The sequence below is a fragment of the Flavobacterium sp. genome, assembly GCF_017744675.1.
In the GTDB taxonomy this organism is placed as follows: Bacteria; Bacteroidota; Bacteroidia; order Flavobacteriales; family Flavobacteriaceae; genus Flavobacterium.
In genome coordinates, this window is sequence record NZ_JAGIAV010000001.1 from 163930 (window position 1) to 189151 (window position 25222).

General features: G+C 32.8%; 22 protein-coding genes. 6 read left to right on the forward strand and 16 right to left on the reverse strand.

What is annotated here, in order from left to right; genetic code table 11:
* Positions 1 to 4 precede the first annotated feature (4 nt).
* Positions 5 to 670, reverse strand: coding sequence for a succinate dehydrogenase cytochrome b subunit (locus tag J7574_RS00775; protein WP_290962935.1), 666 nt, complete (start codon positions 668 to 670; stop codon positions 5 to 7).
* Positions 671 to 1026: 356 nt separating this feature from the next.
* Here J7574_RS00775 and J7574_RS00780 point away from each other — a divergent pair, with 356 nt between their 5' ends.
* Positions 1027 to 2388 carry a hydroxymethylglutaryl-CoA synthase gene (locus J7574_RS00780; protein WP_290962937.1) on the forward strand — a complete coding sequence of 454 codons (1362 nt, stop codon included), beginning with the start codon at positions 1027 to 1029 and terminating at the stop codon, positions 2386 to 2388.
* 255 nt (positions 2389 to 2643) lie between these two features.
* On the opposite strand, the gene J7574_RS00785 is transcribed toward J7574_RS00780, so the two are convergent.
* From J7574_RS00785 to J7574_RS00805, 5 genes are all read right to left on the reverse strand, one after another.
* Positions 2644 to 3093, reverse strand: coding sequence for a GNAT family N-acetyltransferase (locus J7574_RS00785; RefSeq protein ID WP_290962939.1), 450 nt, complete (start codon positions 3091 to 3093; stop codon positions 2644 to 2646).
* Positions 3094 to 3166: 73 nt separating this feature from the next.
* On the reverse strand, positions 3167 to 3772 hold the full coding sequence (locus J7574_RS00790) for a hypothetical protein (RefSeq protein ID WP_290962941.1): 606 nt from the start codon (positions 3770 to 3772) through the stop codon (positions 3167 to 3169).
* Positions 3769 to 5109: a polymer-forming cytoskeletal protein gene (locus J7574_RS00795; protein WP_290962943.1), complete on the reverse strand. Its 1341-nt coding sequence runs from the start codon at positions 5107 to 5109 to the stop codon at positions 3769 to 3771. The genes J7574_RS00790 and J7574_RS00795 overlap by 4 nt, the downstream gene beginning before the upstream one ends.
* 288 nt (positions 5110 to 5397) lie before the next feature.
* Complete coding sequence (locus tag J7574_RS00800; RefSeq protein ID WP_290962945.1) at positions 5398 to 6573, reverse strand: DUF5018 domain-containing protein; 1176 nt, start codon at positions 6571 to 6573, stop codon at positions 5398 to 5400.
* A gap of 349 nt (positions 6574 to 6922) precedes the next feature.
* A complete protein-coding gene (locus J7574_RS00805) occupies positions 6923 to 7477 on the reverse strand; it encodes a hypothetical protein (protein ID WP_290962947.1) in 555 nt (184 codons plus the stop codon).
* 438 nt (positions 7478 to 7915) lie between these two features.
* On the opposite strand from J7574_RS00805, the gene J7574_RS00810 reads away from it, so the two are divergent.
* Positions 7916 to 9208, forward strand: a complete 1293-nt coding sequence (locus J7574_RS00810; RefSeq protein WP_290962949.1) for an aminopeptidase P family protein — start codon at positions 7916 to 7918, stop codon at positions 9206 to 9208.
* Positions 9209 to 9273: 65 nt separating this feature from the next.
* On the opposite strand, the gene J7574_RS00815 is transcribed toward J7574_RS00810, so the two are convergent.
* Together J7574_RS00815 and J7574_RS00820 are read right to left on the reverse strand one after the other, a co-directional pair.
* Complete coding sequence (locus J7574_RS00815; RefSeq protein WP_290962951.1) at positions 9274 to 9792, reverse strand: ferritin; 519 nt, start codon at positions 9790 to 9792, stop codon at positions 9274 to 9276.
* 89 nt (positions 9793 to 9881) lie between these two features.
* Positions 9882 to 10238 (reverse strand): hypothetical protein, encoded by a 357-nt coding sequence (locus J7574_RS00820; RefSeq protein WP_290962953.1) that lies wholly within the window; start codon positions 10236 to 10238, stop codon positions 9882 to 9884.
* A gap of 177 nt (positions 10239 to 10415) precedes the next feature.
* Here J7574_RS00820 and J7574_RS00825 point away from each other — a divergent pair, with 177 nt between their 5' ends.
* Positions 10416 to 11219 (forward strand): TIGR00266 family protein, encoded by an 804-nt coding sequence (locus J7574_RS00825; RefSeq protein ID WP_290962955.1) that lies wholly within the window; start codon positions 10416 to 10418, stop codon positions 11217 to 11219.
* A 305-nt stretch (positions 11220 to 11524) separates the two neighbouring features.
* A complete protein-coding gene (locus J7574_RS00830) occupies positions 11525 to 12301 on the forward strand; it encodes an alpha/beta hydrolase (RefSeq protein WP_290962957.1) in 777 nt (258 codons plus the stop codon).
* Positions 12302 to 12799: 498 nt separating this feature from the next.
* On the opposite strand, the gene J7574_RS00835 is transcribed toward J7574_RS00830, so the two are convergent.
* From J7574_RS00835 to J7574_RS00865, 7 genes are all read right to left on the reverse strand, one after another.
* The gene (locus J7574_RS00835) at positions 12800 to 13474 is read right to left on the reverse strand and encodes an ATP-binding cassette domain-containing protein (RefSeq protein WP_290962959.1); all 675 of its coding nucleotides are present in this window, start codon (positions 13472 to 13474) and stop codon (positions 12800 to 12802) included.
* Positions 13475 to 13771: 297 nt separating this feature from the next.
* Positions 13772 to 16534, reverse strand: a complete 2763-nt coding sequence (locus tag J7574_RS00840; RefSeq protein WP_290962961.1) for a PD-(D/E)XK nuclease family protein — start codon at positions 16532 to 16534, stop codon at positions 13772 to 13774.
* Positions 16535 to 16598: 64 nt separating this feature from the next.
* Positions 16599 to 18065, reverse strand: coding sequence for an OmpA family protein (locus J7574_RS00845; protein ID WP_290962963.1), 1467 nt, complete (start codon positions 18063 to 18065; stop codon positions 16599 to 16601).
* A gap of 113 nt (positions 18066 to 18178) precedes the next feature.
* Positions 18179 to 19372, reverse strand: coding sequence for a glycine C-acetyltransferase (gene kbl, locus J7574_RS00850; protein ID WP_290962965.1), 1194 nt, complete (start codon positions 19370 to 19372; stop codon positions 18179 to 18181).
* Between the two features lie 82 nt (positions 19373 to 19454).
* Positions 19455 to 22613 carry an exodeoxyribonuclease V subunit beta gene (locus tag J7574_RS00855; RefSeq protein ID WP_290962967.1) on the reverse strand — a complete coding sequence of 1053 codons (3159 nt, stop codon included), beginning with the start codon at positions 22611 to 22613 and terminating at the stop codon, positions 19455 to 19457.
* Positions 22614 to 22697: 84 nt separating this feature from the next.
* On the reverse strand, positions 22698 to 23294 hold the full coding sequence (locus J7574_RS00860; RefSeq protein ID WP_290962969.1) for a lipoprotein signal peptidase: 597 nt from the start codon (positions 23292 to 23294) through the stop codon (positions 22698 to 22700).
* Between the two features lie 119 nt (positions 23295 to 23413).
* Positions 23414 to 23629: a hypothetical protein gene (locus J7574_RS00865; RefSeq protein WP_290962971.1), complete on the reverse strand. Its 216-nt coding sequence runs from the start codon at positions 23627 to 23629 to the stop codon at positions 23414 to 23416.
* A 181-nt stretch (positions 23630 to 23810) separates the two neighbouring features.
* Here J7574_RS00865 and J7574_RS00870 point away from each other — a divergent pair, with 181 nt between their 5' ends.
* Positions 23811 to 24167: a roadblock/LC7 domain-containing protein gene (locus tag J7574_RS00870; protein WP_091494460.1), complete on the forward strand. Its 357-nt coding sequence runs from the start codon at positions 23811 to 23813 to the stop codon at positions 24165 to 24167.
* Positions 24168 to 24203: 36 nt separating this feature from the next.
* The gene (locus J7574_RS00875; RefSeq protein WP_290962976.1) at positions 24204 to 24584 is read left to right on the forward strand and encodes a hypothetical protein; all 381 of its coding nucleotides are present in this window, start codon (positions 24204 to 24206) and stop codon (positions 24582 to 24584) included.
* Positions 24585 to 24839: 255 nt separating this feature from the next.
* On the opposite strand, the gene J7574_RS00880 is transcribed toward J7574_RS00875, so the two are convergent.
* Complete coding sequence (locus tag J7574_RS00880; RefSeq protein ID WP_012022792.1) at positions 24840 to 25220, reverse strand: TraR/DksA C4-type zinc finger protein; 381 nt, start codon at positions 25218 to 25220, stop codon at positions 24840 to 24842.
* Positions 25221 to 25222: the final 2 nt, after the last annotated feature.

The window sequence follows — 25222 nt, forward strand, 5'->3', positions numbered from 1 at the left end:
GATATTAATTATTGAAATGATGAAATAAAGCGATAATTACGAAAAGCGCTGGAACTACAACTGCAAACCAGTAACCTACTTTCGCTAAAAATCTAGAGTATTTGTTGTACATCCCTACAGATTGAAGAGAAGATGCAAACCCGTGCCATAAGTGAAATCCTAAAAGGATGAATGACACACAGTACAATGCTGTACGAATTGGGTCGTGAAATTTGTGAACTAACTCACCATAATACCTTGTAGCATCTGGTGCTGTACCCGCAATATATTTGTAGGTAACTTCAGGAAACCAGAAATCATAGAAGTGCAATCCTAAGAAAGCTAAAATAACCAATCCAGAAATAATCATATTTCTAGAACTCCAAGAAGCGTTTGCAGCTCCGTTGTATTTAGCGTATGCGATTGGTCGTGCCGCGCTGTTTTGAGCCGTAAGAATAAATCCCATTACAAAGTGGAAAATTACTCCAAATGCCAAAATTGGCTGCATTACATACTGAATCAGCGGATTGTATCCCATAAAGTGAGAAGCTTCGTTGAAAACGTCTTCACTAAAAATAGAAATAAAATTTAAGGAAACATGCAGCGCTAAAAACGTGATTAAGAATATTCCCGAAAGAGCCATAGCTACTTTCTTTAAAATGGAAGCATTCAATAGTGCAGATTGTGCCATAAGTGTTAAGTAGTTTGTTTTAAAAAATTAGACAAAAATAACTCAATTACAAAAGAACTACAACCATTTCGTTGTTATTTATAATGATTTTAAAATAGACTCTCTCTACGTATTTTTACGTACAGAAAGAAAGCTGCTAAAAAATAATTCACTATAAGAAACTTCAAAACACTGCTTTTTAAGCTTTAAAGAAGAAATTAGCCTCTAAGTAGATTACCAAAAATTTATCATATTGTTATTTTATTCAAAGTTTTGATTTATTTTCTTCAAAAGTGCTAGTCGGCAGAAATTTTGTCTAAGTAAAAAATTGCCATTCCGCAACATAGTTTTACCTTTAGCGCCTCAAAAAATTAATAATGAAAACAGGAATTGATGCTATTTCATTTGATGTAGCAAACATACATTTACCCATAAAAACTTTGGCTGTTGCCAGAAATATTGAACCAGAAAAATTAGAAAAAGGTCTTGGATTATTAAAAATGACCTTTCCAGACGTTCACCAAGACGCTGTAGTTTTTGGAGCAAATGCCTTAACAAAACTTATCATTGATAATAAAATAAACCTAAACGAAATAAGCAGAATCTATGTTGGTACCGAAAGCGGCATCGACAGTTCGAAACCTATTGCTTCTTACCTTATTAGTTTAATGGAGCAAAAATTTGGCGAAGATGTTTTGGCTGAATGCGATGTTGTAGATTTCACTTTCGCTTGTATTGGCGGTGTAGATGCGATGCAAAACTGTCTTGATTTTGTAAAATTGAATCCGACGAAAAAAGCAATTGTGGTTACAAGTGATTTTGCAAAATACGATTTAAATTCTGGCGGAGAATACACACAAGGAGCTGGAGCTGTTGCAATGCTGATTACAGCAAATCCAAAAATCATTGCTTTTGATGACAATTGGGCAACAAGCACAAAAGGTGTTTTCGATTTCTTCAAACCTTACAGAACTATTTCTAAAGGCGACATTACTAAAAACACCAACAACGATTCTTGGTTTGACAATTTGGAAGCTGAAATCGAAATTCATAAAGACCAACCCGTTTTTGACGGTCAGTATTCCAACCAATGTTATATGGATCGTACGCGCAATGCCTACTTTTCATTCAAAAAATTAAAAAACACTACAGAGACTTTATACAATACTTGGACAAGCATTATTATGCACTTGCCTTATTCTTTCCAAGGACGCCGAATGTTGTCTGAAATTTACGCTTTAGACAGTGCCGAGAAAATTATTGCTGATGATATCGCACCTGCAGATTATCAGACAAAAATCAAAGAAGTAGCAAAATCTGATGATTACAAAACATTTGTAACCGAGAAACTACAACCTGCTGAATTAGCATCTTCTTTAATTGGAAATCTTTACACAGGTTCTATATTCATGGGATTATTGTCGACTTTGGCTCATTTTTACGATACAAAGAAAGAAGTTGCAGGAACTAAATTCGGTTTCCTAGCTTATGGAAGCGGTTCTAAATCGAAAGTTTTTGAAGGAACAATTCAACCAGAATGGCAATCGGCTTTGGCAAATGTGAAGCTTTTTGAAAATTTAGCTGAAAGCGTAGAAATTGATTTCAATACTTACGAAAGCCTTCATAAAAAAGAACAAAAAACAAGCATCAGAACTCCGAAAAACGAATGGGTTTTAGACAGAATTGAAAAAGAGATTCCTGTTTTGATTGGAGCAAGATATTATAAATGGGTGGATTAAATTCCAATTTTTGAAATCCCAAATTCCAAAACTCACAAAAAACCGAAGCAATAGCTTCGGTTTTTTTATTTACACATAGCGTGTCATTGCGAGGAACGAAGCAACCACACTACCAAAAGTCACGCGTGATAAGATTGCTTCGTTCCTCGCAATGACGAAATCACAAAAAAACTTTGTCAAAGTTTAAAACTTTGACAAAGGTAAAACCGCATAGTTTCAAGTATTAGTAATTTTCTAATTAGAAAAAAATCTAATCTATTTATACTGTTCTCTAGAAATCGTAAACTTATTATGACTCAAAGCAAAACCTAGATTTTCATAAATTGCAACGTTTTCTATTCGCTTTTTGTTTGTTGTTACTTCTATGCTTTTTAGATTATTTTCTTCTGCATATTTTAGAATTTCATCAACCAATTTTCTGCCAACTCCTTTTCCGCGGTGGTTTTTATCAATAAAAAATTCTTGAATCTCACCGACCAAACCACAATGATGCAATAAATTTTGAATATGAAAACTAATAAAACCTAAACTTTCATTTTCATCTTCTGCAATCAAATAAAGGTTGTTTGAATTTGAAATGTTTGTATTGAATATTTCGCTGAAAACTTCAAAATCAAAAACTTCATTTTCGAGTTCGCATATTGATTTGTAGACGAAATCCAAGTCGTGATTTTGGATTTTTCTTATGTTTATGTTTGAGTTCATCTGCATTTACAAAATAATTATCGCGATCGCAATTTCTTTACTTTTATTGACATCTTTTTAAAAGTTATTCATTTTAGAAATTAAACTTTCTAGCATCCTCTTTCAAATCTATAAACCATTCTATTCTTATATGTTGAGTACAAAACTTCTTCAAAACATCACATCTATCCACCAGTATAGCCGATCCTTTACCTCCTATTTCGTCTTTTACAATTTTGGCGGCGTGTTCAATTCCTTCAAAATCTTGTGCTACCAAATCAAAAATTATATGGTTTGTTTTTGACAATACAGAATACAACGAAATTAATTTTCTGGGGTTTCCTGGCAATCTAATTAATTGCGTGTTTTTATTTATCCAATCTATTTCATAAATTCTTTTGGCAAACTTACTTTCTCGTTTCATGTTTCTAAAAAGATATTCTCCCACAGTTGTCGGAAAAAATCTTCTTCTAAACTCAGATTCCCTTACTTGTTTTACAAAAGTATGCGGTTTGTTTATTGTAACGTTTCCATTTTTCTCCTTTCCAGTAAAAATTGCAATTACTTTTTCTTCGACATCACAAGAGGCGATATGATTTTCAAGATGAATAAAAACGAAATCCCCTTCTCTTACTTCAAAAGGCGGTATATAGTAATGATCCGTTTTTATTCCTTTGCTTTCAATTAGTAGTTCTTTCATTTTCCAAGTCTCTCAAATTTATGTTTATATTTCTGAACATACTTATCCCATTCCGCTTTATGAGTTTCAATATTATAAATCGAAGCCGCATAATCTGCCGTTTCCTGGCTAAAATGATTTCCAAAAATATTCTCCAGATATTCAATTCCTGAGTCAATCACTTGTTTTAGAATATGCAACTTATCAATTCCTTTTAGTTTACAGGCTTTATCAAGCCATAATCCTTTTCCAAGTTTCACGTATTCCACAAGAAGGCTTTCAGTAATAAATTTAGACGGAACATCGTTTATATCGGGTTCATGTTTTCCATTTTTAAAAACTAGTGTTATTAGTTCTTCAGAATAATATTCTTCTGGAATCAACCGTAACATTGTACCGCTTTCAGCTGCTGTAACGCAAAGATCTTTTGTTATAAAATAATCTGGAATTACCTGAATTGCAAAACCATCCTTTAGAACCAATTTTTCACAAAGTTCTGGCGTAATAAATTGTTTATTTACAAACGGTAAAGCATGAAATGTAAAATCTAGTGCGAGATGGCAAAGTTCTTCGGTTTTAAATTCTTTTGGAACTAATTTTAAATCTCTGTAATTTGATTTAACACGTTCACGCCAATATTCATAAGTTTTAGCAGGCGGATTATTTTGTTTCAAAACCAACTCGCCTCTTCCAAGCTCTCGTTCTATTTCTTCAAAAGTTTCGATTAACGGATTATCTAATAATTTTCTGAGTTCATTTGAAATAACTTCATCGTCTGTTTCATCATCATATTCGGATTCATTTTTAGGATCAATTTCATCTCTATCATTATAATAAAAGAAATCAATTTTTCTTGCTCCAAATGTTGTGTTATGATCTGTCGCTATAAAAACTGGAGCTTCGATTAAACCTGTACAATTAAAACTACCATGATTATAATAGGCCATTACCACTTCTTTTGCAATAACATTTCCTTTTATTTCGACATTTGTTCCTCCGAGTAAAAGACTTTGGCAATTTACATTTCCATTAATAAAAATATATGGCCCGTAATCGCCTTCGGCATTTATAATTGCCCCACTTACAGTCAAATTTCCATTAATTAAAATCCCTTCAATTCTTATTTCTTCAATTTTCTTTATTGGAATATCTAACAAATTGGCGAGCCATTTTTTCTCTTTATTCTCATAAAGATCTAAATAAAAATGTCCATCAAAATTTACATCTTCTTCAGCAGAAAGAAAAAAATCTTCATTGCTCCAATCATCAAAATAATCAAACTTTTCATCTTGAGTTAAAAAAGGATATTTTGCTTTGATTTCGGCTATGGTAATTAACTTAAATTTGGAAGTATTCATTTTATTAGGCTTACATTTTCTGATACCAAGATTACACAATTCTAAAACCAAAACCAATTCGATAGTCAGAAAAATTGTATTTTTACTTTTTGAAATATTTTAGAAACATCAATCTATTTCTAATATGGAAAAAATAAAAAACTATATCAACAGTTAATTCAAGCTGAAAAGAAAAAGTGGCTCTTTTGGAAAAGTTGTTGAAAGAGAAATAATTATTTTATATAATAATAAAAAAACCGAAGTCTTATGGGCTTCGGTTTTTTTTTTCTTTTATATGTATACTTTCAATTATTCTTTACCTTCTAATCCTATGTTAAAATGCCATCCGTGTTCATACCAAACATTTGCATCTTCGAGACTGTTATTTCTACTAATCCTAGATTCTCCTGAATAACCACTATTATAACAAAAGCCACTTCCTGCATTAGTATTACCTGCACTACCTGAAGAAACACCCAATTTATCCCCATCAACTAAATACCAATAAAAAGTATAAGCCTTCTTTGCTTCTAAATAAAGATTTAGACTTTGCAAATCAAACGGAACTAAACCTCCATTAAAATTCTCTGAAACCTCTGTAGTTGTGGTTGCTAAAACATTAAGACTTGCATCTTTGATAATTAATTTTAATGTTACTGGCTTGTTATATTTTTGCTTGCCAACATAATAAGTAAATCCTTCCAGAAAACGAATACTAAAAGTTGAAGGCACTAAACTTTTATCAACTATTACAGCTTGTCCTGTCCCTACATTTCTGTCAAAAGCTAAAATATCTGGAGCATCAGTTCTATTATCACCTCCAAACCATTTCGATGTATTTGAGTCCGTACATGATCTCGACACTGCAAAATCCATGTGCTCTAATTTTACTTGATAAATCTTTTCTACACCAGATTCAGATGTAACAGTAAAATTCACAGGCTCAGAATAATCTCTAATCGTTTTAGGATCTGGAGATATTGTTGCATATTTTGAAAATTTAATTTCGACATTTAAACCTTTAAGGTCATTACTCTCAGGAATTCTTTTTGTTACTAATCCTTTTTCAGCATCAATGTCTCCATTTAATACTAAATTTGGAGTATTTACATTTACTTCTAAAATGAAATTATCAGCACTTGGTTCTCTTCTTATATCTACATTATAATTTTTGATGTCTCCATTTTCTGCCGTAACTACAAAAGTCAAAGGTCCGTTGATAGATTTAATCGTTGCTGGATCTGGGCTTATTGTTGCTCCTTTAGGAATTGAAACATCCAAACTTACATCTTCTAGTTCAAATGTGCTTTCAACAATACCTCTTATTGAGTTTTCTTCTATTGCAAATTCTTTGGTAACACTTCCATTTGTTATAGTAAAAGATTGAATTGTATTTTGATTACTTGAACTTACCTCCGCAACGCAGGAAGCCATTAAAAGAGAAATTAGAAAAAAGATTGAAAATAGTTTTACTTTAGTTTTCATGAATTTAAAGGTTAGTTATTGCTTGCAAATATTATAATTTATGACATCATTTCTTTACGGGAAACCGTATTCTTATCAAATAGATTTTCTAGGGGTCAATGTTTATTATTTTGATTCAAATTACCGCAAATGTATTCCTCATTATCACAATAGTAAAAATCAGAACTCTTTCCTAATCCTCTCCCCTCTCAGCATGGGGATCAGGAGACTTTTGAAGAGAATAAAAAACTCTATAACCGTTAATTCAAGCTGAAAAAGAGAAAGTGGCTCTTTTGGAGAAGATGCTGAAGGAGAAAAAGAATTATTTGTATAAAAGCAAAACCGAAGTCTTGTACTTGCTTCGATTTTTTTATTGAAGATTTTTTAACCAATCGGTCCATTTCTTTTGAAGGACTTTCAAATCTTTTGGGGTTGATTTCATAGAAACGGAGCCAAAATTTTCTCCTGTTACACGTGTTAGTAATCTGTTTGCCCTTCCGGCAACTGTAAACAGATCATCATTTACTATAAATCCATGACCGTAGTCTTTCAAATCTCCACTTTCTATTCTTTCAAATATCATTAAATCGGTACTATTAACAAGACCAACTTCTTTTTCATTTGTTATTCGCTCAATTAATTGCGGAATTATCTTTTGGTAATTTAAAGCTATCCAATATTCAGCATCAATCAAATAGGAAAACTCCCGATTATTATCAATTTTATCTAAAATAAATTCCATTGTATAACTTCTTATCTTTTCTTTATTGCTTTCATCGATCCAATTGGATTGATTTTTTTGTTCATTAATTGCATTTTGGAATTTTTGAGTAAGCTTTGACTCTTTTGGGAATTTCAAGTTTAAGACATCAGTCTGAGCAAATGAAATATTTGAGATAAATAATAGGATAAGAAGATTTTTCATCCCCATTTAGATTTAGATTATTATTAGCCAATATACAAAATCGTTTTAAAGATATTGAAATCTAAATCTGTAGAATCTCCGTGAAACTAAATCACCAGTCTTTGTAGAGTTTCTTGTGTGATTCTTCGTTCCTCAGAATGACAAAACTATGCGGAGCTACTTGCGAAGATTTGCTTCGCCAATTCGCTATCGCTCGGGGCTCCTTGCATCGAAATGACAGATTATGTCAAAAACTTTGCGTTCTTTTTCTCCTCCAACAAAAATTATACTTTGCTTTCTTTGCGAAAAACCTTAGCGCCCTTTGCGTTAAAAAAAACTTTGTGCCCTCGTGACTTCGTAGCAAAAAACCAACAAATAAGAAAACTTTAATAAATCAATTTCACGCGATATATTTAAAATACGTAATTTTGAAATTCGAAGTTCAAAAACGAAATAATTATGAAATATCATCAAATAAACAGTGGTCTTTTTGTAAAAAACCGCAGAAAATTCATGGCAGAAATGAAACCTAATTCTGTTGCCGTGTTCAACTCAAATGACATTTACCCAGTTAGTGCCGACAGTACTTTACCTTTTGCACAACACAGAGATATTTTTTATCTAAGTGGTGTTGACCAAGAAGAAAGTGTTTTGCTTTTGTTTCCTGATGCGCCTTATGAGCATCAAAGAGAAATTCTTTTCTTGAGAGAAACAAACGATCATATCGCAGTTTGGGAAGGTGAAAAATTGACTAAAGAACGTGCTTTTCAGGTTTCTGGAATTAGAACGGTTTATTGGTTGCAAGATTTTCATAAAGTTTTGAACGAAATGATGACCTATGCGGATACGATGTATATCAATACCAACGAACATTACCGCGCTTCTGTAGAAACAGAAACTCGTGAGGCTCGTTTTGTAAAATGGTGGAAAGAGCGTTATCCAGCACACAATGTTGCAAAAAGCAACCCAATTTTACAAAGACTTCGTTCGGTAAAAGAAAGCGAAGAAATCGATTTGATTCAGCATGCTTGTGATATTACAGAAAAAGGTTTCCGCAGATTATTAGGATTCGTAAAACCAAATGTTACCGAATACGAAATCGAAGCTGAATTGGCTCACGAATTCATCCGTAACCGTTCTAAAGGTTTTGCTTACACACCAATTATCGCTTCTGGAAACAATGCAAATGTTTTACACTACATCGAAAACAACCAGCAATGTAAAGACGGAGATTTGATTTTGTTAGACGTTGCAGCTGAATATGCCAATTATTCTAGCGACATGACGAGAACAATTCCGGTTTCTGGACGTTTTACAGATCGCCAAAAAGCAGTTTACAACGCTGTTTTAAAAGTGAAAAACGAAGCTACAAAAATGCTTACGCCAGGAACGCTTTGGAAACAATATCATGTTGAAGTGGGCAAAATCATGACTTCTGAATTGCTTGGTTTAGGTTTAATTGACAAAGCTGATGTTCAGAACGAAAACCCAGAATGGCCTGCTTACAAAAAATATTTCATGCACGGGACGTCTCATCATTTAGGATTGGACACACACGATTACGGATTGCTACACGAACCAATGAAAGCCAATATGGTTTTTACAGTTGAGCCAGGAATTTATATTCCAGCAGAAAAATTCGGAATCCGCCTAGAAGACAACGTTGTGATTCAGGAAAAAGGAGAACCTTTTAATTTAATGCGCAATATTCCTATTGAAGCAGATGAAATTGAAACTTTGATGAACTCATAAATAAAGAAGCCCTTAATAAACTGAATTATTAAGGGCTTTTTAAATTTTATTAATTAATCGTTTCGTTATCCGATTTTTGATATTTGAACATCTAATTCAAATTTGCCAGTAGCTTCATTTTCATTAATCAAGTCAAAAAGCTCTAATGCTCTTCTTGCATTTTTCTCTTCTTCTCTTTGTTCAGCCACATACCACATCATAAAATCTTCTGTAGCATAATCATTTTCAGCTCTGCATTTTGCGATTACTTTATTGATTGCTTGAGTAACTGCAATTTCGTTTTGCAAAGCAATTTCAAATACTTCTCTAAAAGAAGCAAATTCTTGCTGCACTTCTGGAACAGATGGCGTAACGGCAATCCCTCCCATATCTGTAATGAATTTGAAAATTTTTAGAAAATGCTCTCTTTCTTCTTCCGCTTGTTTATATAAATACTCTGCCGAATGTGCATAACCGTTTCTATCCAACCATGCAGCCATAGCCAAATATTTATTTGAAGCGTCACTTTCTATCTTTGCCTGTAAATTCAATATATTTTCTACGCCTTCAGTTAATGAAGTGCTTGTTCTTAGTAAATCTTTCATAACCTTAAATTTTAGTACTTGTAAAATTACAAAATTTAAAGGACGCAATCCTAACTGCCTGAGAATTTGGATTTAATCTAAGTAAGAATCTAAATTAGCTCCACGTTTGCAACACTGCAAAGCATAGAATGTAGGCTGAGAATAAATTTGGTTCCGTTTAATAATTCTCTCAACTGTACTATTTCGCAGATAGTAAGATTTCTGGAAAAATTTCTTTTGGTAGTTTCAATCAGCTGCGCATCAGACTGGTCAGACAGATCATAAAGCATATTAAGAATATCAACGTTGTTAACCTTTCTTTGAAAAATCAAAAAATCATGAATTTTATAACTTGACACTGTATCAACAAAATTGATAATGATGCTATTGGTCAAATCACATTGGTAACTGTATCCTTTTTCTGTTTCAAATAATACTTTTGTAGTCAAATCGCTAACTAATGCCATTCTAATAAAAATTATAACAATGCAAAAGTATAGAATTTCAACCAATTAAATACATAATTAAGACTAATTTAAAATAACAAACTCCATTTATATTTTTAAATCTACCATAAAAACAATCAAATTGTAACATTCTAAAGCATAATTCGACTAATTTTCAAAACAAATAACTTAGGAATTATGCAAGCACACGAAATAGATTATCAGATTTTTGGAGAAGAAATGCAGTATGTGGAAATAGAATTAGATCCGCAGGAAATTGTAATTGCCGAAGCGGGCAGTTTTATGATGATGGAAAACAACATCCAAATGGAAACCATATTTGGAGACGGTTCGCAGCAACAAGGATCTGGCTTATTTGGCAAACTTTTAAATGCTGGTAAAAGAGTGCTTACTGGCGAAAGCTTGTTTATGACGGCATTTTTAAATCAAGGCAATAGCAAAGGTAAAGTTTCATTTGCATCACCTTATCCTGGAAAAATCCTTCCGATTGATTTGACCGAATTTCAAGGAAAATTTATCTGCCAAAAAAGTTCTTTTTTATGCGCTGCCAAAGGCGTTTCTGTTGGCATAGAATTTTCTCAGAAATTAGGCCGAGGCTTATTTGGCGGTGAAGGTTTTATCATGCAGAAAATTGAAGGAGACGGAATGGCATTTGTACATTCTGGAGGAACAATGGCTAAAAAAGAATTGGCTCCTGGCGAAATCTTAAAAGTAGATACTGGCTGTATTATTGGTTTTACCAAAGATGTAGATTATGATATTGAATTTATTGGCGGAATTAAAAACTCTATTTTTGGAGGCGAAGGTTTATTTTATGCCACTTTAAAAGGTCCAGGAACGGTTTTCATACAATCATTGCCTTTCTCTAGATTAGCAGATCGTATTATTGCATCGGCACCAAGATCTGGCGGAAACAGCCGTGAAGAAGGAAGTCTGCTCGGCGGATTAGGAAACCTTTTGGATGGTGATAATCGGTTTTAAATAATTAGGAACGGCTTTCAAGAAATGAGAGCCGTTTTTTTTAACCATATAAGTTATATAAGTTCATTTAATATTACAAACCTCTGTATGTGAAATCATTTTTTTACTTAGAATAATTCACATAGAGCTTTGTTTTAAAGCTTGCTTTTTCTACAATCTTAAACTAGAAAGAATAAAAATCTATTTTCTAGGTGTTTAAAACTAAATATTGAACTTAACGATTACTATTTTTAACTCAAATGAACTTATATTTCTTAGATGCTTTCAGCTTTTTTATCTTTGCATTTTACATTTAAAACATCATTTTGAAAAATATTCTTTATAAAAACACCAATATCTCTTTTACAGATTCAGGAAAAGGAAAAGCAATTGTTTTACTTCACGGCTTTCTCGAAAACAAAAAAATGTGGGCAGAATATATTGAACTGTTTTCAGAAAAATATCGCGTTGTAGCAATCGACTTACTCGGACATGGAGATTCTGATTGTTTAGGCTATGTGCATACAATGGAAGATAATGCCAACGCTGTAAATGCAGTTTTAGAAAATTTGAATATCGAAAAAGCTATCATTGTCGGACATTCGATGGGCGGTTATGTTGGTTTGGCTTTCGCCGAATTGCATCCAGAAAAAATCCAAAAATTAGTTTTGTTGAATTCAACTTCCAAAGAAGACAGCGAAGAGAGAAAACTAAATAGAACCCGCGCCATTAAAGCGGTAAAACAAAATTATGTGAGCTTTGTGAGTTTGGCCATAGCTAATTTATTTAGTGAAAACAACAGAACTCGATTGGCAGAAGAAATCGAAAAAGTAAAAACAGAAGCCTTAAAAACACCTTTACAAGGAATTATTGCCTCTCAGGAAGGAATGAAAATTAGAAAAGATCGAGAAGAATTAGTCCGTAAAAATTTATTTCCGATTATATTGATATTAGGCAAAAAAGATCCCGTTTTAAACTACGAAGAAAGCCTTTCGCAAATTGAAGATACAACCGCAGAATTGGTTTCGTTTGAAGACGGACACATGAGCCAAATTGAAAATAATGAAGAGCTAAAAACTGTTTTGTTAGATTTCTTTCAATAGAACCAAACTATTAGAATCGAAAAAGGCCATTTCTAACCTAAGTTGAAACAGCCTTTTTCTCATTCTTGGGGGCAAAATATCATTATAACTTTGAAATAATCACTTTTCTATATTTAGATAAAGCCACTCTTGTCCTACCAAGATTGTTATGCTTTAGAAGCGCCAAAGATATTTTAATATTAGCAATTGTGCGATAAACACTTGTTAAAAAAAGATGCATTACAACGTATTAATGCAGTTTTATTCATCACATAATTAATCTTATTTTTTTTCAGAGAATCTGCAAAAAAAATTAACATAAAAAATAAACAACATTAAAATCGTAACATTTTACTTGATAAAATTCATTTCTAAAATTAACATTTACTGTTTATTGCAGTTATTAAGAGGTTATTTTTGAAAAATTCTTCGAAAAAAAACCTTTTACGAATTGCGTTTTAACAAAATAACTTTGAAAAAAAGTCAGCAACTTTCCAACAAATATTCAGGCAAAAGCAACTAAAAATTGTCCAAACTTCTCAGATAACCTTTTTGAATAAGTTCTGCCCTTTTATTGATCGTATGCAATTTGCCGTTTTTCAATAATCTTAAATCTGTGGCAATTTCAATTACTTTTTCATAATTATGATCGGTAATGATTACTCCTTTTTCTTGAGAATTTTCTTTGATCAATTCATGTACTATATCAATCATTTTTGGAGACAACCCAGTAAAAGGCTCATCTAATAACACAAATTTTGATTGGTTAAAAAGTATCAACTTAACCTGAAGATATCGCAATTCTCCAAAAGATAAATTTTTAATTTTTTGATTTAAAAGAGGCTTTAAAAAATAATCACTACAAAAAAAGACCACATTTTGTTTATCGATAGAAAGTTGAATTGCCTGCAAAACCGAAAAATGATTGGGAACAAATTGGTTTTGATACAAGTACGAAATTTCATTTAATAAAAGATGAGACTTATTCTTCGAAATTCCATCAATAAAAATACTTCTATCTGAAGCTGATATGATCGCACATATAATTTTAAACAAAGTAGATTTTCCAGAGCCATTTCTGCCAAGCAAACCAATGATTTGCCCTGTTTCCAATTTCAAATAAATATCTGAAAGCAATAATTTATCGTTAAAGCTTTTTTGAATACCACTTATTTCTAGAATGTGTTTTTTCAAAATATTTTCTGAATTGAAATTAGTCCCATCAGAAACAAAAACACAAAAGCAAAATTGAGTAAGAAACTATAAAACAAAAGCCATCTTTTTGAAAAACCATTGTTTCTATAAAACAAATACTCGTTTTTACGATAAATTTCTTTAAACCCAATACTCAACACAAAACCTAACGAAACTATCATTACCAAAAAATAACCAACTCCTCCAAAAAGAAATGCAATAGCAGAAACTGCCAAATTTACAATCAAAGTTGTCTTATAAAACTCAAATATGTTTCGAAACTTTCTGATAAGATTTCTAGATTTTTTCCTCAAAAGGAATATTAATATCAAAAATCTCACTTAGCAAATTGGCAATTTCTTCCAAATAAGAATTCAAGATTTGAGGCGTTACGATAACGTCTAAATCTTTTTCTTCTTTAAAACCAAAAGGCAAGAATCCAGACTTTAAGTTTTTGAATGAAATAATTCCAACTTCTATTGGAAGGCCACCCGCTTCTTTCTCAAACATAAAAGCATACGCCAAAACCTGAATGATTTTATCGTTTTTAAGCTCCTGAGTCAATCCGTTCCAAGTTTTCAATACAACATTAGCTTTTTCTACTTTTCCAGTCTTATAATCGATAATTCTAATTTTTCCGTCTCTACGTTCTATACGATCGACATTTCCTTTAATTAAAACAGGAAATGGCAATTTAGGGTGAATAAATTCTCGCTCGAAAGTTTGCTCTAAAGCAACAATCTGAATCGCTTCATTATTTCTAACAGACTCTAATTCCATTTTCAGGAAATTCGAGACATTTCGTTTTGCCACTTCAAAAGCCAAAAGATTTCGTCCTTTCTTGATTTCCCCTTCTTTGTAAACCAATTTAAATTGTTTAAGAACTTCATCATCCAATAATTTAAAACAATTTAAAAGATCATTCTCAGAAATAAACTTACCAATAAAAGGTTCATAAAGCGCTTTTAATGTTTCGTGGATAATCGTTCCTAAAGTATTCAAGGCGATGTTTTCTTCGACTTCTTCTACTTCACGAATTCTCAATATCTTTTGAAAATAAAACTCAATCGGATTACGGATATAACTAGTTAATGCCGATGGAGAAAAACCATTAACCGCAATTTCTTTCAAGCGCTCCATTACTAGCTCAGATTTCGGAACAGAAATAGGCTCGTAAGCTGTATTTGGAAGATCTGGATTGTAGATATCAAATGTAATATTATGCCGTGATTTCTTTTCGACTTCTAGCTGGGTTATAAAACGGCTTCGTTCTCCAGCATCTAACCCATCATTTTCAGTATTATAAATTAAATAGATATTTTTGGCCCTCTGCAACAAATGATAAAAATGGTACGTATAAATTGCATCTTTCTCCTTAAAAGTCGGAAGTCCAAGCTCCCTTTTTACATCATAAGGAATAAACGAATTCTGTGACTTCCCAGCCGGAAATTTACCTTCATTCATCGAAGTGATAATTACGGTTTCGAAATCTAAAACACGACTTTCTAAAACTCCCATAATTTGCAAACCGCGTAATGGTTCACCTTCAAAAGACACTTCAGCCAAATCGATAATTTGCTTGTAAATTGAATGAAGCGTGTCAATATTATCAATATGATGGTGTTTCGAATAATAATTTATAAGCTTATTAATCACTTTAAAAACTCCATAAACAAAAGCTTTGGCAATTTTTTCTTCCTCATTATCATTACTAAAATGATCTTTAATTGCAATTAATAAAGTGGAAATATTTTTTAAAACTGCAATAGAACCATTTTCCCATTTTTCAAATAATAAATTAAAAAAACTTGAAGGTTCAGGATGAAGTTCTAAAATTTTATGATGAGTAATAAAAGTGTAGTTATTCTCTTTTATAATTCTTACCAATCTGTGCGAATTTGCATATGGTTCAACCAACGGATGTGTCAAAATATCAAGCACGTCTTTATAATAAAAAACATAACTACCACCTTTACGAGAAATCGCATTGGTATGCATTTTAAACAATTTGGCAACAAAAATCTGCGACGGATTATTTTTTCCAGAATATCCCATTGTAATATTAAGAGCTCCAACAGATGAAGGAAGCGAATATAAAACAGGAACCAATAAGTTTTCTTCACCAAGTACGACTGCAACTTTATCAAGTGAAGCATCTGGGTTTTGATCTATCAAGCCTTCAATGATACTTCCTGCAAGTTTTGCCTGTCCGATTGTTTTTGGAGTTCCTATAATCTGAATATTTTTGGGTTGCGAAAAATCATCGACAATCCATTCAAAAATATTTGATTTATAGTGTTTCCAACTTTCTTTAAATCGCCTCAAAAAAAGCCCAGCATCATGATACGGATCATTTAAAAAAGCTTGATCAGCATCCCAGTAGATTTTAGCTTGATCTAAAGCAAGCAAATGTTGCACTATTTTTTCCTCTGCAGCGTTCAAAGCATTAAAACCTGCAAAAATAAAAGTGCGGTTTCCAATCGTATTTGAAAAATGATTCAGATTATTTACTGCTTCTCTATAAATCAACCCTTGATATCCAATTGATTTGAAAAGCAAATGATTATATAATGACTCATAATATAACGGAAGTAATTTCCAAAAATCAATATAATTTTCCAGAAGTCTAGTTTTTTGATCAACTTCTAATCCCCATTTTTTTATATCTTCAATATCCTTTAAATAAGACAAAACATGCGAGGGATCCAGAAGATATCGATCAATTTCATTAAAGTCTTGAAGAAGAGTTTTAGCCCAATTTGCAAACAGCTCAAAAGATTGCTGATGTTTCTTTTCTGTAATGGATAAATAGACTTCATAAAATTCAAACAAAAGCTCTATCGAATCAACCGCCCGAATTGAAGCAACATTCTGAACAAAATCTTCTATACTAGTAATTTCTGGAGCAACAATAGTCTTTGAAGTCTCTTTTCTAAGAGCTTCGATCAAAAAAACTTTTGCCCTCTTATTAGGAAGGATTATTGTTATTTCAGGAAGTTTCTCTGCAAAGTTCTGAATTACAGTAGAGGCAATTTTTTGAAGAAAAGAAGTGTTTACCATAGCATAAAAATAAAAAAAGCCATTCAATTAAGAATGGCTTTTCATTATTTATTTAGAAAACTAATTATAGTTTACCTTGGTATTTAGAACCAATGTGTCTAATTTCAGTTCTTCTGTTTTGTGCTTTACCTGCAGCAGTTTTGTTACTTGCAACTGGTTGGCTAGATCCAAATCCTTTAGACTCTAAATTCTCTGGATTAACACCTCTTTCAATTAAAGCGTTCATTACAGCTTTAGCTCTGTCTTCAGAAAGTTTTTGGTTGATCTTAGCAGAACCTGTACTATCTGTGTGTCCTTCAATAGAGAATTTCGCGTTTGGATAGTTTTTAAGGATTTCTTTAATAGCATCTAATCTAGCTGGAGTTTCTTTGTCACCAGTTTTGAAAGTAGCTTTTCCTGAGTTGAAGTATACCGCTCTAGCTTGAACTTTAAGATCTTCTAATGCTTCAGAAGTTACTTCTGGACATCCTCTGTTGCTTGCAGGACCATAAACTGTAGGACAGTCATCATCTTTATCAGCAACACCATCTTTATCAGCATCTAAGAATGGGCAACCACCGTTTTCTTTAGGACCAGCAACTGTAGGACATTTATCGTCTTTATCAGCGATTCCGTCTCCGTCAGTATCAGGACAACCTTTTAAAGCAGCTAAACCAGCAACATCTGGACAAGCGTCATCTTTATCAGCAATTCCGTCACCGTCAGTATCAGGACATCCGTTTAATGCAGCTAAACCAAATACATCTGGACAAGCGTCAGAAGCATCAACGATTCCGTCACCGTCAGTATCAGGACATCCGTTGAATTGTTTTAAACCAGCAACATCTGGACAAGCATCATCTTTGTCATAGATTCCGTCTCCGTCAGTATCTTTACCTCCGAATTTGAAAACTAAACCTGCAGTGTGTTGGAAGTGAGAAACAGCGTTAGGAGTTCTTCCATCAGCTTCTTGTCTGTCACCACTTACTGCCCATTTGTATTTTGTACCTAATTCAAGACCAATAGCATCTGTAAACCAGAAAGTAACACCAGCACCTGGGTTAACAGTTCCAAAACTACTATCACCAAAGAAAGTATAACCACCACCAACAGATAACGAAGGATCAACCACTTTAGATTTGATTAATTCTTGGAAGCTGTATTTGATAGTAGCATCAATTCCGTAGTACATTAAATCCCCTGGGTTGTAAACGATGTTTCCTCTTCCGTCATGCCCTGGAGCAGTAGGAGCAAAAACAACGTATTTATCAATTTTGTTTACAGATCCTTGTAAACCAACTGAGAAACCATGTCCTACATATCTATTTACTCCAATGTAAGATAGAGATGGAAGAATATTCCAGTTGTCTTTTACAGCGAATGGCTGAGAAAAGTGTTGGTCAAAAAACCCATGACCAGCACCAGAACTTGTTCTAGTATCCACAGCATTAACCCCGAAAGAGATCGCCCATGGATTGTTACTGTCTTGCGCGTGAGAACTTAAACCCATCGCCATCAATACAGCAACTAAAAGTTTGTTAAGATGTTTCATACTTAATTTTTTTAATTACAATTTAGTTAATTACAAGCAAAAGTAACACCAAATTTTTTAAATACAAAATGAAATGTTAAAAAAAACCTACAAAAATTTAACAGAAGTGGTAATTATATAACTTTTAACATTTTACCGACAACTGTGAAGGCATTTATAGCTTTATCTAAGTGCTCTTTTTCATGTGCTGCAGATAGCTGTACGCGTATTCTTGCCTTCTCTTTTGGAACAACAGGGAAGAAAAATCCAATAACATAAATTCCCTGTTTCAAAAGTTCATTTGCCATTGTCTGAGACAATTTTGCATCGTATAACATAACTGGAACAATTGCAGAATCTCCATCAATAATATCAAAACCTGCTTTTTTCATACCTTCTTTAAAATAATTGGTATTCCATTCCAGCTTATCACGAAGCGTTGTATCTTTTTCTAATAATTCAAATACTTTTATAGAAGCCCCAACAATAGCTGGCGCTAATGAATTTGAAAACAAATAAGGGCGAGATCTTTGACGCAATAACTCAATAATTTCTTTTTTGGCAGTAGTATATCCTCCCATTGCTCCACCTAAGGCTTTACCAAGGGTACCTGTAATAATATCTACCCTTCCCATAACTCCTTTTGCTTCAAGAGTTCCTTTTCCTGTTGCTCCTATAAAACCTGCGGCATGACATTCGTCTACCATTACCATTGCATCGTATTTATCAGCAAGATCACAAATTTTGTCCAATGGCGCTACAAGACCATCCATAGAAAAAACTCCATCTGTCACAATCAATTTAAAACGAGTTCCTGCCTCATTTGCTTTTATTAATTGCTGCTCCAGATCTTCCATATTATTATTTTCATAGCGATAACGAGCTGCTTTACACAAACGAACTCCATCAATAATAGAAGCGTGATTCAAACTATCTGAAATAATTGCATCATTCTCTCCTAGTAGAGGTTCAAAAACACCTCCGTTAGCATCAAAAGCTGCTGCATATAATATAGTATCTTCTGTACCATAAAAATCAGCGATCTTTTTTTCTAATGTTTTATGAATATCCTGTGTTCCGCAAATAAATCTAACAGACGACATCCCAAAACCATGTGTATCCATTGCATCTTTAGCTGCTTGCACCACTTCTGGATGAGACGAAAGCCCTAAATAATTATTAGCACAAAAATTCAATACCGTTTCTCCAGTCGAGATTTTGATTTCCGCACCTTGTGGAGATGTAATAATACGCTCCTTTTTAAAAATTCCATTTTCTTCAATCGTCTGCAATTCTTTCTGCAGATGCTCTTTTATTTTACCGTACATTTTTTATTTATTTAAAACGTTAAAAATTAACAACTTAACCAAAATATAGCTTCGTTTTTTCTTTAACATCTGATTAATTTTATCACAAATTTACTACTTCGATTTCTGTTCCAATATACACCAAAGCCTTTTTCAAAACATTGTAACCCAAATCCTCAATTGCATCTTGATATTCCTGAATTTGCTGCTGATATTTAGCATTAGCAACTCCTGTTTTATAATCCAATAAGTAGGCTTGCTTATTTTCTAAAAACACAACCCGATCTGGTTTTAAAATTCTTCCTTCTTTTTGAACTATGGTTTGTTCATTTAAAACAGTATCTTTCCCATCAAAACAAAGATTCAGCTCTGGATGATTTACAATTTCTTTTAAAGTCTGCAAAACCTGATCGACCTGATCATACGTTATCAAACCATTTTCCAACGCTTTGGTCACTGCCAGATCAACATCTGATTTATCTTTAACAAAAGCCAAAATCTCGTGAACAATATTTCCATATGATATCGCTTCTTGCTGATGCGTTCCCCACATTAAAGCTTCACGCTGTGCTATTTTAATGTTTTTTGGATTTAAAACCTCTCTCACAACCGGAATAGATTTAACCGTATCAACTGTTCTAGTGATTTTTGACAATCGAGTTTTATTTCCAAATTCGTAATTCAGCTTTTCTTCTTCATAAACTCCCTCATGAATTAAGAATTTAATAAAAAAAGAAGCCATGTTATTCGGATACTCGCCATCGTTTTTCGCTTTTAATGATTGGGAAATCACATACAATTGTTCTTCAGCACGTGTTAGTGCCACATACAGCACATTTATATTATCTAAAAGTTCTTCCTGCTTTTTCAAATTGAAAACTGCCGATGCATTTTCACCAAAACTTTCAACTGCACTGCTATTATCAACCAAAGCTTTTGGAACTCCTAAATCCATTTCTTCAGTATCTAGCCATAACTTATCTTTTGGTTTTCGATTGTAATCTTCGTCTGCAAAAGGCATAATTACCACTGGAAATTCTAATCCTTTAGATTTATGAATAGTCATTATTCGAACTGCATTATTTCCTTCTGGGGATGGAATGCTGAATTTCTCTGAATTTTTATCCCAGAAAATCAAAAAGTCTGCAACTCCAGACTGATTTCGAATATCTCTTTCTAAAACGATATCTAAAAAGAATTGCACATAAGCATTTCCTTCAGACGGAAGAATAAATTTAGAAATGATAATCTCTACAGCTTCATACAAAGACTTTTTTCTAACATCTTCAAAAGAAAAAGAAACATCGAAAGTTGTAAGCCATTCTTCAAATTCTTTTTCAAATCTATAACTCATCCCTAATGCAATAAAATCATGCACAGGCATTGACAAATCTTTTGTTGAAGAAAGAAAATGTAAAAAGTTAGCCTTTGACTCTAAGTCAGCACTGTTGTTTAGATATCGTAGAAGATGAATTATAAAACAAACTTCTGATGCGTTTTTAATCATCAAAGTCTCTGAAGATAGCAACGGAATACCTTGTTCTGTTAGATAATTGGCAACAGCAATTCCTTGATCTCTTTTTCTGGTCAGGATTACAATATCTTTATATTCAAAACCTTGTTTAACTACTTCTTGAATTGTATTTAAAGTTGCCAAAACATACAAGTCTGACTTCTCTACAACTTCTTCCTCATCTACAGATTCGTTTTTCTCTGCTATCGGAAGAAAAGAAATATTTACATAACCGCCTTTTTTCGAATTGGTGTTTTGAAAACTATGATTTTCGTATAAATCCTTATAATCTTTGTTTGTAAATTCATCCGAAATCAACTTAAAGAAAGCATTATTGAATTCAATAACTTCACTATAACTTCTATAGTTTGTATCTAAGTGTTTTACTTTTTTCTCATGATGAAAAAATGCAACTTCTTCTTTACTTAATTCAATAAATTGCTCTGCCTTTCCTCCGCGCCAGCGATAAATAGATTGTTTTGGATCTCCAACAATCATCAAAGTACCTTTATTGCCATAATCATCTAAGCCAGAAAGCGAATTATCAATAAGCGGAATCAAGTTCTGCCATTGCATTTCTGATGTATCTTGAAATTCGTCAATAAAGAAATTACGATAGCGCTCACCCAAACGTTCATATATAAAAGGTGCGGGTTGATTCTGAATTTCACGATGAATGATCGCATTAAATTCTGAAATCGATAGGATATTTTGCTCCGACTGAATCTTGGCAAGCTCATTACTTACTGTATTCAATAAAGAAAGTGGCGTAATATTTTTTAGAAAGGCTTTATAAAAATCTCTTTTTTCGAAGTTTTGATAAACCTCTTTTAATATCTGAAGCAGTTCTGGAATAATATTTTCTATTAACGCTCGATCTTTTGCCGTTTTGTTAATCGCAATATCGTCAAACTCATGAAAAGTTTTATTTTTTGGATTGAATTTTCCGTCACGAATACTTTGCAAATGATTCGGAAAAGTGCCTCTTGAAAATGATTTTGGGTCGATTCCGTTTTTATCGATTAATTCGATTGCCTTTGTTGCAAGAACCTCGTTTATATCTTCTAGTTCTTTACAGAGCTCTTGCATTTTCTTTTTAATCTCGACAAACTCTTCAATTGTTTTGTTTTGAAAATGCAGAATTTCATTTCGATTGTTTTCATTCAAAACCAATCTTCCCGTATCAAGAATTTCGCGCGAAACATCCCAACTTTTGTCATCATCGGTTTTTTCCATTGTAAAATCGATAAGCAGTTTGGTCAATGTCTCGTCTTCACCGGCTTGAGCAATAATGGCATCAACAGCTTCGACCAATAAATTTTCGGTATCCAAAGTAACTTCAAAAGTCATTGGAAGATTAAGGTCATGCGCAAAAGCGCGAATGACTTTATGCGTAAATTTATCTATGGTAGAAATATCAAAAGCAGCATAATTATGAATTAAGTGCTTAATGATTTGTTGCGATTTGGTCTTGATTTTAATAATTGAAAGTCCTGTTTCTCGAGACAAATCTTCCATTAAATCCGATGCCTTTGGAGACGGATCGTCTTTTGCAAATTCGGAGAGGTTTCCAACAATACGGCTTTTCATTTCATGAACCGCTTTGTTGGTAAAGGTAATGGCTAAAATATTTCGGTATGCATCGTTTTTTGGAGAAGAAAGAATAATTTTCAGGTATTCTTTTACCAAAGTATATGTCTTTCCTGATCCCGCAGAAGCATCATAAATGGAAAAAGACGGACTTTGCATAGTTTTGATTTTTTATATCGTAAAAATAGCACTTCTAGCGCACTATTAATTAAAAAATCAAAAAAAATTGAGAAATCGATAAAACTAGTGTTTTGGAAAAGCTCTTTTATTGAAAACCAAAAGTATACCTACTCCAGTAGAAATTGCTACATCGGCAACATTAAAAATGGCGTTAAAAAAAGCAAAGTGCTTTCCTCCAAATATCGGCAGCCAAGCCGGAAGCTCACCTTCCCAAATAGGAAAATAAAACATATCTACAACTAAACCATGAAACCAGGTTCCGTATGGCACTGGAGAAAAAATTGTTGCAAGATTATGTGTGCTGTCATCAAAAATAACTCCGTAGAAAACAGAATCGATAATATTTCCTGCTGCGCCTGCGAAGATTAATGCAATAGCAACTATTAAATAAGTTGAATGGCGTTTTTTTACCGAATCAGAAAGCCACCAGCCAATTCCAACTACAGCAAAGATCCTAAAGACTGTCAAAATCAATTTTCCGTATTCTCCTGGTATTTTTGTTCCCCAAGCCATTCCTTCATTTTCAATAAAGTGAATTCTAAACCAATCTGCAATGACAACCTCTTCGCCTAAAACGAAATTTGTTTTGACATAAATTTTAGAAAGCTGATCAACAATTAAAACTAAGAATATAAGGAAGTACGCTTTTCGTAATGACATTTTATGATTTTTTGATGGGCAAAAATAACAATTTAATCAAAAAAAACGCTCCCAAAGGAGCGTTAATTGTTTTGCAACCAACTAAACAAGTTTATCTGCCAATCTAAACCTTGTAAAGTTTACTTTTTCACGGCAGCTTTTGCTGGTGTCTTTGGACTGTCTGAGAAGAAATCAGAGATTGATTTAAAGATTCCTTTGTTTTCTTTTCCGGCCGCCAATTTCTTAGCTTCTCCTTTTTTTACATCAGCTTTAAACTTCACGCGCAGTTTTTCAAATTCTTTCATTCTACGCTCTGTATCAGAGTTTACTTCTTTGAATTTCAATACTTTAGCCATAATGTAAGTTTTTCGTCGTAAATAATTTAAATTATTACTGATTTGGTACTACAATGATACATAATTTAATTTATATTTGTTAATAAAAATTAACACTTGTTTAGGATAAGTGTGAATAATTTTTGAAAATGAATACCAAAATGAACTCAATTTAACATTCCTCCCAAAATCCTACAAAATCATGAATGAAATCACAACCACACTTAATGACTTTCTTGTCAGCACCAAATCTACTGCAGCTTTAATATTAAACGGAAAAGGCAAACTTATTACTTCACTGAATCTGGATTACGGAGACAGTATTGCTGCAATGAGTGCTGCAATTTTATCGATGAGCGAAAAATTCTTAATTGATTTAGAAAAAGGCTCTTTAAAGCAATTGTATCTGAAAAGCGCCGAAGGCGTAATTGTTGGAAACAAAATAAGCGGTTCTAATTTTATTGTTGCTTTTTCTAAAGAAGGAAGCAATCTAGCATTATTAATGCGATCTACAGAAGAAGTTTCTGCCGAATTAAGTAAAAATTCTCTATTGAAATAAACCAAAAATTCTATTAACAAATAACCCAAATGAACTATGAGCAATGATTTTTTAAACGTGTTTTTAAATGAAATGAAAAGCAACGTAAACGGCTTTATCGCTGTAGCAGTAACAGAAATTGAATCTGGATTAAGTTTCGGAAATTTAACTATCGACCCAAGTTTTGATCCTGAACTTGCTGCCGCTTATAACCTCGAAGTTGTAAAAGCTAAATTAAGCGCTGTAAAGGCCCTAAATTTAAACCAGGATATCGAAGATATTTTGATTACACTTTCTAATCAAATTCATATTATCGACATTTCTCCAAACAAAAAATTCATGATCTATTTGGCTGCCGATGCTTCTAAAGCTAATTTAGGTATGACAAGAGCTATTTTAAGAAAACATAAAGCTGAAGTTGAAAAAAATCTAGCATAAGCTTCTTGAATTCAATTGTATTACAAACCGCCTTTTAAGGCGGTTTTTTTTATTAAAAGCACTCAAAAAACAAAAACAAGCCAATCAAAATAGTTCTTACAAAAAGAAACACCTTTTGATTAAAATTATTTTGATTAATTATAGATAATTTCTTTCAAAGCGCGATATTAGTAGCAAACTCGCCTATCATTAAACATTAAACAAAAAAAAGCGCCCCTAAAGGAGCGCTTTTTCTCTTACGTATTTCTACGCAGTTTATCTTTGCAAGTTTTTAGCTTCGATACTCATTGTAGCATGAGGAACGATTTTAAGCCTTTCTTTGCTAATTAATTTACCAGTTACTTTGCAGATACCGTATGTTTTGTTTTCTACACGGAATAAAGCATTTTTTAAATCACGAATGAATTTCTCTTGTCTGATAGCCAACTGTGAGTTTGCTTCTTTTGACATGGTCTCACTTCCTTCTTCAAAAGCTTTAAAAGTTGGAGAAGTATCGTCAGTTCCGTTATTCAAATCGTTCATATAGGCACTTTTAATCAAATCAAGATCTTCTTGTGCTTTTTTAATTTTTGCTTGGATTATTTCTTTGAACTCTGCTAAATCTGCATCAGAGTATCTTGTAATTTCATCTATCATTT